Source organism: Lutibacter aestuarii, assembly GCF_042676885.1.
Classification (GTDB): Bacteria; Bacteroidota; Bacteroidia; order Flavobacteriales; family Flavobacteriaceae; genus Lutibacter; species Lutibacter aestuarii.
The window spans coordinates 384663-400208 of record NZ_JBHTIC010000002.1 but is presented as its reverse complement, the minus strand read 5'-3'; the positions used below and the strand labels follow the sequence as shown (position 1 = coordinate 400208).

Here is a 15546-nt window from a genome sequence, read left to right as displayed (position 1 = left end):
AAATGGCAAAAGATATAATTTTTGATATAGAAGCACGTGACGGACTTAAACGTGGAGTAGATGCTTTAGCAAACGCTGTTAAAGTAACATTAGGTCCAAAAGGTAGAAATGTAGTAATTGGTAAAGCCTTTGGTGGACCAGCAATTACTAAAGATGGTGTAACCGTTGCTAAAGAAATTGAATTAGAAGATGCACTTGAAAATATGGGTGCACAAATGGTAAAAGAAGTAGCTTCCAAAACCAATGACTTAGCTGGTGATGGCACTACAACTGCTACAGTTTTAGCACAAGCTATTGTAAAAGAAGGCTTAAAAAATGTTGCTGCTGGAGCAAATCCGTTAGATTTAAAACGTGGAATTGATAAAGCTGTGGCTGCAATTGTAGAAAATTTAAGAGAGCAATCTCAAGAAGTAGGAAATAAATCTGAAAAAATAAAACAAGTCGCATCTATTTCAGCAAATAATGATGAAGCCATTGGAGATTTAATTGCACAAGCCTTTGAAAAAGTAGGAAAAGAAGGTGTTATTACTGTTGAAGAAGCTAAAGGTACCACAACCTATGTTGATATTGTTGAAGGTATGCAATTTGACAGAGGTTACCTATCTCCTTATTTTGTTACCAATGCAGATAAAATGTTAACCGATTTAGAAAATCCATACATTTTATTATTTGAAAAGAAAATAACAAACCTTAAAGATTTACTACCAATTTTAGAACCTGTAGCTCAAAGTGGTAAACCGTTATTAATTATTGCTGAAGATGTTGAAGGCGAAGCTTTAGCTACTTTAGTAATGAACAAATTAAGAGGTGCTCTAAAAATTGCTGCTGTAAAAGCTCCTGGTTTTGGTGATAGAAGAAAATCAATGTTAGAAGATATTGCTATTTTAACAGGTGGTACTGTTATTTCAGAAGAAAGAGGTTTAACTCTTGAAAACACTACTTTAGAAATGTTAGGAACTGCTGAAAGAGTAACTATTGATAAAGACAATACTACAATTGTTAATGGGGCTGGTGGTGCAGAAGATATTAAAGCTAGAGTGAATCAAATTAAAGCTCAAATTGAAACTACCACATCAGATTATGATAAAGAAAAACTACAAGAACGTTTAGCTAAATTAGCTGGAGGTGTAGCTGTATTATATGTTGGTGCTGCTAGTGAAATTGAAATGAAGGAGAAAAAAGATAGAGTTGACGATGCATTACACGCAACAAGAGCTGCTGTAGAAGAAGGCATTGTTGCTGGTGGAGGTGTTGCTTTAGTTAGAACCAAAGAAGTTTTAAAATCTATTACAACTGATAGCTTAGACGAAGTAACAGGTATCAAAATTCTTGATAGAGCAATTGAAGAACCATTACGTCAAATTGTTGAAAACGCTGGTGGAGAAGGCTCTGTGGTTGTAGCAAAAGTAATGGAAGGCAAAGGAGACTTTGGATATAATGCTAAAACTGATGAATACACTAAAATGTTAAAAGCTGGTATTATTGATCCTACTAAAGTAACTCGTATTGCATTAGAAAATGCTGCCTCTGTTGCAGGTATGATTTTAACAACGGCTTGTACTTTGGTTGATATTAAAGAAGATGCCCCAGCTGGCGGTGGAATGCCTCCAATGGGTGGTGGAATGCCTGGAATGATGTAAAAATCAATTTACAAAATTAACTAAAAAAGCTTCATAAATTTATGAAGCTTTTTTAGTTTACAGAAATAATTTGTTATGCTTTGCACTCACATTTTCCTTCTTCACACTTGGTACAATCCATCTCTTTAGAAGCAACTTCTGTTTTACATTCACATTTTCCTTCTTCACATTTACACTCTCCGCCTTCTTTACATTTACACCCTTCAGCGTGTTCCATATCGGTATCTCCTGATTTTATTTTTAAATCCATTTTACATACTGGACAAGATCCTTTTTCATCATAAGTTTTCCCTTTTTCACAATCCATTGGACATTGGAAAACATCATTAGAAGACATTTTATGTTCTTCACCATCTTTGTGTTCATGGTTTTCCATATGTGTTTCTTCTTTTACTTCACTTTTTTTAGTTTCTTTACAAGATGTAAATACTACCATAAAAGAAAAAATTGCCACTACAGCTAAAATTGATTTTTTCATGTTTCTTTGATTTTTAATGATTAATTATAATTATTAGTAAATAAAATTTAAGCTTAAAGTAAAGTTTAAATAAAATTACAAAGGTCTAAAATAACAAAATTAGACTTTTAAATAAGCTTAATTTAAAAATACTTTTAAATTTGAATTAGTTGAATAAAAAACTCCTCAATATTGAGGAGTTTTAATTAGTAAGAAATAAAATTTATTTTTCTTCTCTTTTTTCTTTTCTCTTTTCCTCTCTTGGAGGTCTTGGTAATAATGCTTTTCTTGAGACTTTAGGTTTTCTAGTTTTTGGATCCATACCAAAGTATTTCACATCTATTACATCTCCCAAGCTTACAACATCTGATACATTATTGGTTCTTTCCCAAGCTAGTTCGGAAATATGTAAAAGTACTTCATTTCCAGGAGCCTCTACATATTCAACTACCGCACCAAAATCTAGCATTTTTATAACTTTTACTTCATAAACACTACCTACTTGAGGTTTAAAAGTAATGGCTTTAATTTTAGCTAATACGGCATCAATACCTTCTTGGTTAGTTCCTAAAATTTCTACAAGTCCATCTTCAGTAACAGGATCTTCATTAATTACAATGGTAGTTTCTGTTTCTTTTTGTAGTTCTTGTATTACTTTTCCTCCTGGACCAATTAAGGCTCCAATATATTCACCTGGAATGGTTCTTGTTACCATTTTTGGAGCATGTGCTTTTACAGTTGTAGCAGGTTGGTTAATAGTTTCTGTTAACTTTCCAAGTATATGTAATCGTCCTTCTCTAGCTTGTTTTAATGCATTTACTAAAATTTCATAAGAAAGACCTTTAATTTTAATATCCATTTGGCAAGCAGTAATTCCGTCTGCTGTTCCAGTAACTTTAAAATCCATATCTCCTAAATGATCTTCATCACCTAAAATATCACTTAAAACGGCATATCTATCACCATCGGAAATTAACCCCATTGCAATTCCTGAAACTGGTTTTTTCATTTGAATACCTGCATCCATTAACGCCATAGTTCCTGCACATACTGTTGCCATAGATGAAGAACCATTAGATTCTAATATTTCAGAAACAACTCTAACTGTATAAGGACAATCCGTTGGAATCATTCCTTTTAAAGCTCTTTGCGCTAAATTTCCATGTCCAACTTCTCTACGAGAAGTTCCTCTTAAAGGACGAGCTTCTCCTGTTGAAAATGGTGGAAAATTATAATGTAAGTAAAATGTTTCCTCTCCTTGGTAAGTTGGCATATCAACTTGGTTAGCTTCTCTTGAAGTTCCTAAAGTTACTGTAGCTAATGCTTGTGTTTCTCCTCTAGTAAAAATTGAGGAACCATGAGTAGAAGGTAAATAATTTACTTCACACCAAATTGGTCTAATTTCAGTAGTTTTTCTACCATCTAAACGCAAACCTTCGTTTAGTGTTAAATCTCTTACAGCACTCTTTTCAGCTTTTGAATAATATTTAGAAATTAAATCTCCTTTTTCTTCTAGCTCTTCTTCCGTAAAAGTTAATTTTACTTCTTCTTTTATGGCTGCAAAAGCTTCACTACGTTCTTTTTTAGAACTTCCTACTTTAGCTACATCATAAACTTTTTGATACGTTAATTCATGAACTCTTTTTTCTAACGCTTCATCATTTACTTCTAATTCGTACTCACGAGTTTCTTTTTTTCCAAAAGCCTCTGCTAAAGCTAATTGAGCCTTACATTGGCTTTTAATAGCTTCATGTGCAAATTTAATTGCCTCTGCCATTTCTTCTTCACTACATTCATCCATTTCACCTTCAACCATCATCACAGAATCAGAAGAAGCACCAACCATCATATCAATATCGGCTTGCTCTAATACTTTTCTACTTGGGTTAATGATAAATTCTCCATTAACTCTTGCTACTCTAACTTCTGAAATTGGTGTCTCAAAAGGAATATCGCTTAATTGTATTGCAGCTGATGCTGCTAACCCAGCTAAAGCGTCTGGCATTACTTCATCATCTGAAGACATTAACTGAATCATTACTTGTGTTTCAGCATGGTAATCTTTTGGAAAAAGTGGACGTAATACTCTATCCACTAAACGCATTGTTAACACTTCTCCATCGCTTGGTCTTGCTTCTCTTTTAAAGAAACCTCCTGGATAACGACCAGCAGCAGCAAATTTTTCTCTATAATCTACTGTTAAGGGTAAAAAATCAACACCTGGACTTGCAGTGTAATTAGATACAACTGTACATAGTAACATGGCATCTCCCATTCTAACAACAACCGAACCATGCGCTTGTTTTGCTAATTTTCCAGTTTCAAGTGAGATAGTTCTTCCATCTCCTAATTCAATAATTTGTGTATGTACCTTAGGTATCATAAATAATTTTTTAAAATTTAATTAAACAATTGGTTGTTGTTGTGTTGTGTGTTTACCAATGAAAAGTTTAATCTATGCTTTTTTAAGTAGAATAAAATAAAAAAAAGAGGCAATAGTAGCCTCTTAATTTTGAAATTATTTTCTTATTCCTAATTCTTGAATTATCTTACGATATCTAACAATATCAGTTTTAATTAAATAATCCAATAAATTTCTTCTTTTACCTACTAGTTTAACCAAAGCACGCTCAGTATTGTAATCTTTACGATTTCTTTTTAAGTGTTCAGTTAAATGGTTAATTCTAAAAGTAAATAAGGCAATTTGACCTTCTGATGAACCAGTGTTGGTTGCTGATTCATTGTGTTTTGCAAAAATTTCTGCTTTTTTCTCTTTTGTTAAATACATGCTAACATTAATTTTATTAATAATTTTTATGCAGTGCTAAACTTTATGTTTAACAGGCCGCAAATATACTATTATTATTTTGATTAACAATCAAATATAAACGCAACTTATTTAATTAATTAATTACAATAGTTATTTAATTGAAATTAATTACACTAAAAAAAGCGAGTTAAAACTCGCTCATTTTTATTTTCTTATAGGTAAATTTTGAATTAAATCTATATATAAGTTGATTTGTTTTTTTAAATTTTTACGTTCAATTATTTTATCTAAAAACCCATGTTCCAGTACAAACTCTGAGCGTTGAAACCCAGGAGGTAATTCTTTTCCTGTTGTATCTTTCACAACCCTAGGACCGGCAAATGCAACTAAGGCATTTGGTTCAGCAAAATTTACATCTCCCAACATAGCGTATGATGCTGTAGTTCCTCCAGTAGTTGGATCTGTACATAATGAAATGTAAGGAACTCCTTCCTCTGCTAATTGTGCTAATTTAGCAGATGTTTTTACCAATTGCATTAAAGAATATGAAGCTTCCATCATTCTAGCCCCTCCAGACTTAGAAATCATTAAAAAAGGAATTTTATTTTTAATAGAATAATCTATAGCACGAGCAATTTTTTCACCAACCACACTTCCCATAGAACCACCAATAAAAGCAAAATCCATTGCCGCTACTACCAAATCTTTCCCATAAGATTTACCAACAGCAGTTCTTACGGCGTCTTTTAATTTAGTTTTTTCATAGGCATCCTTTAATCTTTCAGTGTACTTTTTACTATCTGTAAATTTTAAAGGATCTTTAGATACCATATCTTTATCTAATTCTTTAAATTTATTATCATCAAAAAGAATTTCAAAGTATTCAGCACTTCCAATTCGTACATGGTAACCGTCTTCTGGACTTACATAAAAATTTTCTTTTAATTCTTCTGTATCTACAATTTTACCGCTAGGCGTTTTATACCATAAGCCTTTTGGTACATCTTTTTTCTTTTCTGTGGGAGTTTGAATCCCTTTATCTTTTCTTTTAAACCAAGATGACATACATATGTTATTTTAAGTTGAAAATAGAGGTGCAAATTACTAAAAAAAATAAAGAGAACGTATAAAAATATGTTCTCTTTATTTTTTTGATTATTTACGGTAAAGTTTAAAGTGTATTTACACAGTTTAAATCTTTAAATGCTTCAATTAAACGAACTTTAAAAGTTTCTTCTCCTTTACGTAACCATCCTCGTGGATCATAATACTTTTTATTTGGTTGATCTGCTCCTTCAGGATTCCCTATTTGAGTTTTTAAGTAATCAATTTTATCATTCATATAATCTCTAATCCCTTCAGTAAACGCAAATTGCAAATCTGTATCAATATTCATTTTTACTACTCCATATCCAATTGCTTCTCTAATTTCTTCTAATGAAGATCCAGAACCTCCGTGGAATACAAAATCTACAGGATTGCTTTCTGTGCCATATTTTTCTTCAATATACTTTTGAGAATTATCTAAAATTTTTGGTGTTAATTTAACGTTTCCTGGTTTGTACACACCGTGAACATTACCAAATGATGCTGCAATTGTAAAATTATCACTTACTTTTTTTAGTTCTTCATACGCATAAGCTACCTCTTCTGGTTGTGTATATAATTTAGATGCATCAACATCAGAATTATCAACTCCATCTTCTTCTCCTCCTGTAATACCTAACTCAATTTCTAAAGTCATTCCCATTTTACTCATACGAGCTAAATATGTTTTACAGATTTCAATATTCTCCTCTAGTGATTCTTCAGATAAATCAATCATATGTGAACTGAATAAAGGAACTCCATTTTCTTTATAAAATTGTTCCCCTGCATCTAACAATCCATCAATCCAAGGTAATAGTTTTTTAGCACAATGATCTGTATGTAAAATTACTGGAACTCCATAAGCTTTCGCTAAAGTATGTATGTGTTTTGCTCCTGCAATACCTCCTGCTATGGCTGCTTTTTGACCTTCATTAGACAATCCTTTTCCTGCATTGAATTGAGCTCCACCATTTGAAAATTGAATGATTACAGGTGAATTTAGTTCTTTTGCTGTTTCTAATACGGTATTAATTGTATTTGAGCCTATAACATTTACAGCTGGTAACGCAAAATTTTTAGCTTTTGCTAATTTAAAAATCTCTTGTACTTTGCTTCCTGTTGCAACTCCTGGTTTAATTGTATGACTCATAATATTTTATGTGTGATTATTGATAACTTCTTTTAAGCAAAATTAATGAATTCTAAGCGTTTTATAAATTATGAATTAAAAAAAAAACGAAATCGAAATAGTTAAGTACATCAATTAAAATGGATAACTTATACCAAAATTGTATACTGTATGGTTAAAGTTATAATTATTAAACCATTTTTCTCCTTTAGGTAAATAGGGTTCGTAGGTTTTAAAACCTAAATCTAAACGAAGTAATATAAAACTTAAATCGTATCGAATACCAAATCCTGATCCTATAGCTATATCTTGTAATGATTTGAATCCATTAAATTTTTCTTCAGGTAATGATACTGATGAATTAGTAATATCCCAAATATTTCCAGCATCCACAAATAAAGCTCCTTTAATGCTGTTTAATATTTTAAACCGATATTCTAAACTACTTATAAATTTTAAATTTCCAACATTATATTCCAAGCCACTTTGAGAAGAACCTGGACCCAAATTATAAATTCTCCAAGCTCTTAAATCATTAGGTCCCCCTATAAAATAACTTCTACTAAAAGGAATTGTTTTGGAATTATTGTAAGGAATTGCAATTCCTAAAAAACTTCTAAATGCCAAAATATTTTCTAAAGATATGTTCCAAAATCTTTTATACTCCAAATCGGTTCTAATATATTGAGCTATTGGTGTTTTTAGCAAAGTTTTCACATTGTTTTCATCTTTTTCATTTGACAATAATGTTGTTAAATTTCCTGAAGAAACAATTCTGGCTCTAAAAAATGAAAAATCTTTATCCTTATAATTTTCACTATTATTTAATGTATAAGTATAAGCTATTGCTGGAACTAAAACATCTTCAGTAATTATATTGTGACGTTTTTTTATATTTTGAGCAATTCTAAATTCAGTAGGATTGGTTTGTTCAAAATTAGCATCTATATTATCATTAATAAATGGAATTACATTGGTAGTTGTAATTTCTTGGTTGAAATATGTTGAAGCTATATTTTGAATTTCATTAAACTCTGATTTATAAATATCAAAATAAGAATCCACATTTAAATTTTGAATAAATTGAGCGTTTAACAACTGAAAACTATGTTTTTCATATTTAGAAGTTTCCCAAGTATAGTCAACAATTCCCGTAAATCTTTGCTTATCTAAACCTATGTTTTTTTGCAAGCTTGTTCCTAAGGTAAAGGTTGTTTTTGGAGAATTACTTTTTTGTACAATTTTGTCTGATTTAAAAGGTAAAAAAAAGCGAGGCAATTCTAGCGATACATCTCCTCCTACTTCCCAAGCATTCAATAAAGTTTCATTATCAGCTGCATCTTTTGAGTCTAAAAATGATCCCTGAATGGAAAAATTCAGAATTTCAGCTCCCTTAAATACATTTCGATTACTAAAAGATAATTTTCCTGAAATACCCAACTGCCTAATATTGGAGTGTGTTAGTTCTGTACTAATTCCAACTGAGTATTTTTCAAGTGGGGTCAAATTTATATTTGCCTCTAACATATCGTCTTCAAGTTCTGTATATTTTATATCAACTGATCTAAAGTTGTTTAATCCTCTTAAATGCTTTCTAGTTAATTCTCGAGTAATATCTTTGTAAACCTCATTTGGCTCAATAAAAATAGTGTTTAATAAATATTTTGGATTGTATTTTAATTTTTTATGTGAAAGGAATGTATAACCTTCATATTGAACGGTATCATTTACAGGATTATCCTTTGTATTATAACTATAATCTGTAAAAACATTTATTCTTTTTATTTTCTGAATTTTAAATGGTACACCTCCTATACTATCGTTAATAATAAGAGCAACATCAGAAGTAAAATTTGAAGAGTCAGCTTCAAAAGTAATCGCATTTTTATTAAACCTATACACTCCAGAATTTCTAAATAAATCTGAAAGCCTATTTTGTTCATTTACAAATAACGACAATTTAAAAGGACTTTCTTTTTTTATAAATGAATGCTTTGAGTTTGCTATATAAATTGAATCTAAAACCTTAGATTCTATGTTTGTGGAGATACTATCTATGGTAAACAATTTATCGGTTTCTATCTTATAATTTATCTTGAGCTTTTTATTTTTAACAGCCACCTCTTCAAAACTCACTTTCGCTTTAAAATATCCTTCATTATAATAATGTTGCGTTAAATTACCAACGGTTTGTAATGCTTTTTTTGAATCAAAAATTACTGGTGCTTCTCCATTTTTAAGGTACCATTGGTGCATATTATACTTGAAGTTTCTAAGCCCACGTGTTTGTTTATCAGAAAATACGCTAGAAGTAAATTTGTACCAATTAGGGTTTTCTAACTTCCACTTATCATAATTTGTTTCATAGTTTTTATTTCCTAAATTATAAAAATGTAGCGGTATAGGAACTCCTAGCACTAATTGATTTGGACGTTGCACAATGTAATCGTTAATTTCATTATCAACGTTTTTTTTACCATTAACAATTATGGCATTATCTATCAACATTTTTTCGTTTTCGGAAACATACTTTAACGTATTACAGGCTGAAAAACTTAAAATTATAGTCAGAAGAATTAATAATATTATAAAATTGTTTTTCAATAAATAAGAGTTTAAATTTGTTTCAAAAGTAAAACATTTCAAGGTATTAGCAAATTACACAAAATTTATAATTTTATTAATGAGTTTAAGCAAAAATCAATTAAAATTAATAACGAGTTTACAACAAAAAAAGTACAGAGCTAAATATAATTTATTTATTGCTGAAGGAACAAAAGTTGTACAAGAGTTTTTAAACTCCAATTTTGAATTAGAACAATTATTTTGCCTAGATAATTCAGTTTATAAAAACTATGAAAAAGTAACTCTTATAAATGAATTAGAATTAAAAAAAATAAGCTCTTTAAAAACCCCCAACAATGTTGTTGCTTTATTTAAAATTCCAAATACAAAACCCCTATTAAATAAAGGACTTATTGTTGTTTTAGATACAATTAACGACCCTGGAAATTTAGGAACCATTATAAGGTTATGCGATTGGTTTGGTGTAGCTCAACTTGTTTGTAGTACTACTACTGTAGATTGTTATAATTCTAAAGTTGTTCAAGCATCTATGGGATCTTTAACTAGAGTATCTATTGTTTACACTACACTAGAAAACTTTTTAAAAAACACTTCTTTACCTAAATACGCTACACTTTTAAATGGTAAGAACGTTTATAAAAGTAAGCTTCCAAAAAATGCCGTACTTGTTATGGGAAATGAAGCTAACGGTATAAATGAAGAACTTTTAAAATTTGTAAATCATCATTTAACCATTCCACGTTTTGGAAATTTACAACAAACCGAAAGTTTAAATGTTGCTACGGCTACAGCCATTCTTTTAAGTGAATTTAAGAGAACCACTTAATGAAAAGCCAACTTTAAAAATATCCCTCGGGTTCCAAAATAATCTATAGGACCTGTCCACGGACTGTTAGGGTTATTGTCTTTTACCAACTCATTATTAATAGCAAAAACACCTCTAATAGATGGAGAAAAAATAAAGTATGGTAAATAAAAATCTACTCCAATACCTATTTCATAAGTGAAATTATTTTTTTTCATTCTAAATTCACCCTCATAGTTGTCATCTGGATTGTCTTGATTACTTGAAAAATTATAATCGTATGACACTCCTCCTATAAGATAGGGTCTAAAGTTATAATACCTGTTCGCATTTAATTTTATGAGTAATGGAATTCTTAAATAAGTAGCATTTACTTCTCTAATACTATCTTTTGCGCCTCCATATATATGTGTAAAAGCCAATTCTTTAGTATTGCTTGAAAGACCAGGCTCAAGCCTTAAGCTAATATTTTTATGCAACCTATAATCTCCAATAAGTCCTACATTAAAACCTGTAGAAGCCTTAACATCTACAAAAACATGGTCAACTAAATACGATATTTTATAGTCTTTTTTATTTACCCCTAAATAATATCCCCAAAAAACTTTTTGATTGTCCCACGTTTGCTTATAAATAACTTTATCTTTTTTTTGTGCATAAGTATTTACTGTGACAGAAAAAATTACTAGAAGGATTAATAAAAATTGCTTTTTCATAAATTACTTTTTAGCTATATATATTGATGCCACACCTAAAGTTTGTGGTTTGTTTTCAATATCTATAAACCCAATTTTTTGTAAAATATTGTTAAAAGCTTTTCCATAAGGAAATGTTGCTGCAGAATCGGATAAGTATTTATATGCAACTTTATCTTTGGAAAACCATTTACCAATGGTTGGTAAAATTTTTGTTGAATAAAAATAATATCCTTGTTTGAAAGGAGTTTTAGTTGGAACTGAAGTTTCTAAAACAACAAAAGTTCCTCCGGGCTTTAAAACTCTATAAATTTCTGACAACCCTTTTTCTAAGTTCTCAAAATTTCTTACTCCAAAAGCCACTGTAATAGCATCAAATGTATTTTCTTCAAAAGGAATAATTTCAGAATCGCCTAAAACCATTTCAATTTTATCGGTTAGTTTTAGTTTTTCAATTTTATACCTTCCTACTTCTAACATTCCTTCAGAAATATCTAATCCAATAATTTTAGAAGCACTTGTTTTGGTTAAATTAATAGCTAAATCACCTGTTCCAGTAGCAATATCCAATACTAAATTAGGGTTTGTATTTTTAACAATATTCACTACTTTTCTTCGCCATTTTACATCAATTCCAAAAGAAATTACACGATTTAAGCCATCGTAATCTTTTGAAATAGTATCAAACATTTTAGCGACTTGTTCTTTTTTACCTAATTCAGAGTCTTTATAAGGCTTTATTTTTTCTGACATTTATATTTTTATTGGTTTAAAGCTACAACTTGTTCAATTTGCCCTGGGATTAATTGTTTTAACATATTTTCAATTCCATTTTTTAAAGTAACTGTTGATGACGGACAACCACTACAAGCTCCTTGTAAAATAACATTTACTGTTTTTGTTTTGGTTTCATAAGATTGAAAAAGTATGTTTCCTCCATCAGCAGCAACCGCAGGTTTAATGTATTCATCTAAAATAGCTATAATTTGTTTTGAAACATCATCTAAATCTTCTAGTTGAATACTTTCAGTTGAAGTTGTTTCTTTGTTTTCTGCATTTTTTTCAACTATTGTTTTACCATCTGCTATAAACTCCTTTATAAAACCTCTAATTTCATTAGTAATTTCAGCCCATTCAACAACATCAAACTTGGTGATAGAAATGTAGTTTTCTGAAATAAAAACTTCTTTTACAAAAGGAAAATTAAACAAACCTGTTGCTAAAGGAGAATCTTTCGCTTCATCAATATTTTTATATTCTAAATCATTTTTAACCAGTAATTTATTGGCTACAAATTTTAAAACTGATGGATTTGGGGTTACTTCAGAATATACTTCAACAGGAACTTTTTTAGTTGTTTCTTTCTCTTCTAACACCAATACCCCTCCTGGACTATTTAAATAGGCTTCCATTTGTTCTTTCACTTCTTGTTCCACATCACTCCATTCAACTATAGAAAATTTTTCAATAGCAATAAAATTAGCAGAAATTAAAACACGCTTTACAAAAGGCAAATGAAATAATTGTTGTGCTAATGGTGAATTTTTAGCTTCATCTATATTGTTAAACTGATAACTTCCGCTAATTAAAACAGTATTTGCTGTAAACTTTAGAATAGCATCGTTCGTTGTTTTTTCTATTTTTAAGGTAACTTCTTCCATTTTTTAATATTTGTGCAAAAATACAAAACATATTTTGGTATTTGTGTTAAAAATAAAAAACGCCTCTAATTAGAGGCGTTTTTAAAACTCAAATATTGGTAATTAAATATTTAAAACTAATGTTATTGTAACTTTTGAAGTGTTAAAATCTAACTCTGAGGAATTGATATTATTATATTGTGGATAAAAATTATAAGCTGATGTATTTGTATCATTTTGATAAGATACATCTAACTTTCCTCCTCTAAATTTATAGCCAGCTCCTAAAGAATATCCTTCAATTGCATCTGAATCTAAAGCTGCTTTATAAGGGCTTTTTTCATAATGGTAACCTCCTCTTAAAGATAGTGCATCAAAACGCCACTCTGTTCCTATTTTAAATTCTCCAACACTTTTTAAGTCGGTTTCAAATTGATTATTTTCTGATACAAAATTACCACCGCTTAAATTGATATTACTATAATTTTTATGGATATAATCAACACTAATTAAACCTTGTTTATTAAAAATATACGCAAAACTTCCTGTTAATTTACTTGGGGTTCTCAGCTTATAATCAAATGCATTAATTCCAGAATAATCAGAGATTACCTCGTTTGTATTACTAACATAAACTTCTAAATCATAATCCAAATAATCTTCAGCTAAATTGTACCAAACTGGTGATTGGTATGCCAAACCTAAGCGAATATTATCATTTGGCTTAGATATTAAGCCTACATTGAAAGAAAAACCTTCTCCGTAAGTTAACAGTTCTTGTATTAGGGAAGCTTCTAAGTTATTTCCTGATCCATCATAATTATATTCCTCTAATAAAATTCGCTGATAACTTTCAATATCATAGGTACTAAACGAAGCACCAATATATAAGTTATTATTGTATTCTGAAGCTATTGTAAAAGTATACTTATCATTTTTTCCTTCAGTATAATTTTCAAAATATTGACCATCGCTGTTTAAATATTGAATGCTGTTATCATTAGGATCATCAATCCAAGTTGGATAATTATTATTCCCTTTTGCAATCCATTGGTTTTCAAAATCGTTAACAATGCTATAATTAAAACCCAGTGCTATTTTTCCCCAACCAGAATTTTTATATGAATTATTAAAAACAAATACGCCACCTGCTTGAGATAAATTAGTGACATCATTTTCAGAAAACTCCTTATTGCCATAATACGTAGCATTTGTTTCTATATTTTTCAAATTCAAAGAAAGTGCAAACTCACTATTCAAAAAAACAGCAGCACCGGCAGGATTTACATCTACAGCAGACAAATCTCCTCCTAAGGCTCCAAAGGCACCACTCATCCCATTATAACGGGCAGTTCCATTAATAGTTTCCTTTGAAAATAACACTCCAACATCATTATATCCCAATGTTTGAGCACTAGCTATATAAGCAGTACATAAAAGAACTGCCATTATGTATATTTTTTTCATAATACTACAGAATTATTTTTTGTGAATATTTAATTTCTTCTTGAAATTGATCTACTTCCACTTGAAGAACTTCTATTGGATGAATTTGAGTTAGAAACGCTACTTCTATTGGATGAACTTCGGTTAGAAGAACTTCTATTTACAGAAGAATTATTTGAATAATTACTTCTAGAGGTGTTTCTATTATTATTTCTTACAGAAGTGTTATTATTAGAAACCACTCTGTTTACAGTTCTTGTTGCATTTCTCCAATTAGCATTTCTTGAAGTAGTTGGTTCAATTCTATAAGCTGAATTTCTCCTATGAACAGTTGAAGATCTTCTATTAGAATTACTATTTGATCTTTGAATAGTACTGTTAGACCTAGTAGATTGTCTATTTATCGAATTATTTCTATTAAAATTATTATTATTTCTGTTTATAGATCTTCTAATGGTTCCATTTTCTGTTCTTCTAATATTAGAATTATAGGTTCTCCTGTTAGATTGGTTAATATTACTATTTCTTCTACTTATAACAGACGAATTATTACTGTACCTCCTATTGTTGTTAGCAGAGTACGATGTTCTTTTTCCATAACTATCATACCTATTATATCTATTGCTAGAATGGTAATAATTGTAAGGATAACTTCTATAATATGGATAATTATAATAGCCATAATAACTATAATCTCCATAATAATATGGATTATATCCATATGAATAATAGTAAGGATAATAGTTATATCTCCAAGGTCTGTAATAATAATTTGAATAATAAGGATAATAATTATGGTAAGGATGGAAAAAAGGATTATACCAATAAAAACTTGAACCTATATATCCTGAGTTTACATTTATGGTAACATCCGTTGTATATTCCCAAGGGGCGTTTTCTTCAGCATATTCTTCGAGATTATCTTCTGCATAATATTCATCAATATTCGTAAAAACATCATCATCTCTCAATTCTTGAAGCTCTTCTAATTGATAAGTAAAGTAATTTTTATCAAATTCAGATTTCTCAACAATAACAATTTCTTCATCATTTTGATTTGAAGAAACGTAAATTCCATCATTTTCATTATTGTACACGCTTTGGTAGGTGCCACAAGAATATAACCCTAGAAAAAGCATTGAGAAAATACTTAAGCGTAGAAATTTTCCGTTAACTATTTTTGAAACTTCCATAATCAATTGACTTTTTTATTGTTGAACTATTCAAAAAAAACTAATTTTGCCCAAATTAGCACTTTTATATAAAAAAGTTGCAATATTTATGCCAAA

General features: G+C 29.8%; 13 protein-coding genes. 2 read left to right on the top strand and 11 right to left on the bottom strand.

Going from position 1 to position 15546, the window contains the following annotated elements; genetic code table 11:
• Window positions 1-2: 2 nt before the first annotated feature.
• Window positions 3-1640, top strand: a complete 1638-nt coding sequence (gene groL / locus ACFQZW_RS01785) for a chaperonin GroEL (protein WP_372800781.1) — start codon at window positions 3-5, stop codon at window positions 1638-1640.
• A 73-nt stretch (window positions 1641-1713) separates the two neighbouring features.
• Here groL and ACFQZW_RS01780 read toward each other — a convergent pair whose 3' ends face one another.
• The 6 genes from ACFQZW_RS01780 to tamL all read right to left on the bottom strand — a co-directional run bounded on the left by ACFQZW_RS01780 (window position 1714) and on the right by tamL (window position 9689).
• A complete protein-coding gene (locus ACFQZW_RS01780; RefSeq protein WP_298263559.1) occupies window positions 1714-2118 on the bottom strand; it encodes a heavy metal-binding domain-containing protein in 405 nt (134 codons plus the stop codon).
• Window positions 2119-2320: 202 nt separating this feature from the next.
• On the bottom strand, window positions 2321-4480 hold the full coding sequence (locus ACFQZW_RS01775) for a polyribonucleotide nucleotidyltransferase (protein WP_298263561.1): 2160 nt from the start codon (window positions 4478-4480) through the stop codon (window positions 2321-2323).
• Between the two features lie 135 nt (window positions 4481-4615).
• On the bottom strand, window positions 4616-4885 hold the full coding sequence (gene rpsO / locus ACFQZW_RS01770; protein ID WP_298263562.1) for a 30S ribosomal protein S15: 270 nt from the start codon (window positions 4883-4885) through the stop codon (window positions 4616-4618).
• Window positions 4886-5071: 186 nt separating this feature from the next.
• Entirely contained in the window at window positions 5072-5932 is an 861-nt protein-coding gene (gene accD / locus ACFQZW_RS01765; protein WP_298263563.1) for an acetyl-CoA carboxylase, carboxyltransferase subunit beta, read from the bottom strand.
• Window positions 5933-6038: 106 nt separating this feature from the next.
• Entirely contained in the window at window positions 6039-7106 is a 1068-nt protein-coding gene (gene fbaA, locus ACFQZW_RS01760) for a class II fructose-bisphosphate aldolase (protein WP_386781363.1), read from the bottom strand.
• A 114-nt stretch (window positions 7107-7220) separates the two neighbouring features.
• Complete coding sequence (tamL, locus tag ACFQZW_RS01755) at window positions 7221-9689, bottom strand: translocation and assembly module lipoprotein TamL (RefSeq protein ID WP_449284321.1); 2469 nt, start codon at window positions 9687-9689, stop codon at window positions 7221-7223.
• Window positions 9690-9768: 79 nt separating this feature from the next.
• Here tamL and ACFQZW_RS01750 point away from each other — a divergent pair, with 79 nt between their 5' ends.
• Window positions 9769-10497, top strand: a complete 729-nt coding sequence (locus ACFQZW_RS01750) for a TrmH family RNA methyltransferase (protein ID WP_386781362.1) — start codon at window positions 9769-9771, stop codon at window positions 10495-10497.
• On the opposite strand, the gene porT is transcribed toward ACFQZW_RS01750, so the two are convergent.
• From porT to ACFQZW_RS01725, 5 genes are all read right to left on the bottom strand, one after another.
• A complete protein-coding gene (porT, locus tag ACFQZW_RS01745) occupies window positions 10494-11192 on the bottom strand; it encodes a type IX secretion/gliding motility protein PorT/SprT (RefSeq protein ID WP_386781361.1) in 699 nt (232 codons plus the stop codon). The two genes, ACFQZW_RS01750 and porT, sit on opposite strands and share 4 nt — an antisense overlap.
• Before the next feature lie 3 nt (window positions 11193-11195).
• Window positions 11196-11924, bottom strand: coding sequence for a bifunctional demethylmenaquinone methyltransferase/2-methoxy-6-polyprenyl-1,4-benzoquinol methylase UbiE (ubiE, locus tag ACFQZW_RS01740; RefSeq protein ID WP_298263571.1), 729 nt, complete (start codon window positions 11922-11924; stop codon window positions 11196-11198).
• Window positions 11925-11932: 8 nt separating this feature from the next.
• On the bottom strand, window positions 11933-12832 hold the full coding sequence (locus ACFQZW_RS01735) for a NifU family protein (RefSeq protein WP_372801559.1): 900 nt from the start codon (window positions 12830-12832) through the stop codon (window positions 11933-11935).
• A 102-nt stretch (window positions 12833-12934) separates the two neighbouring features.
• The gene (locus ACFQZW_RS01730) at window positions 12935-14278 is read right to left on the bottom strand and encodes an OmpP1/FadL family transporter (RefSeq protein ID WP_386781360.1); all 1344 of its coding nucleotides are present in this window, start codon (window positions 14276-14278) and stop codon (window positions 12935-12937) included.
• Window positions 14279-14307: 29 nt separating this feature from the next.
• The gene (locus tag ACFQZW_RS01725) at window positions 14308-15450 is read right to left on the bottom strand and encodes a hypothetical protein (protein WP_386781359.1); all 1143 of its coding nucleotides are present in this window, start codon (window positions 15448-15450) and stop codon (window positions 14308-14310) included.
• Window positions 15451-15546 lie beyond the last annotated feature (96 nt).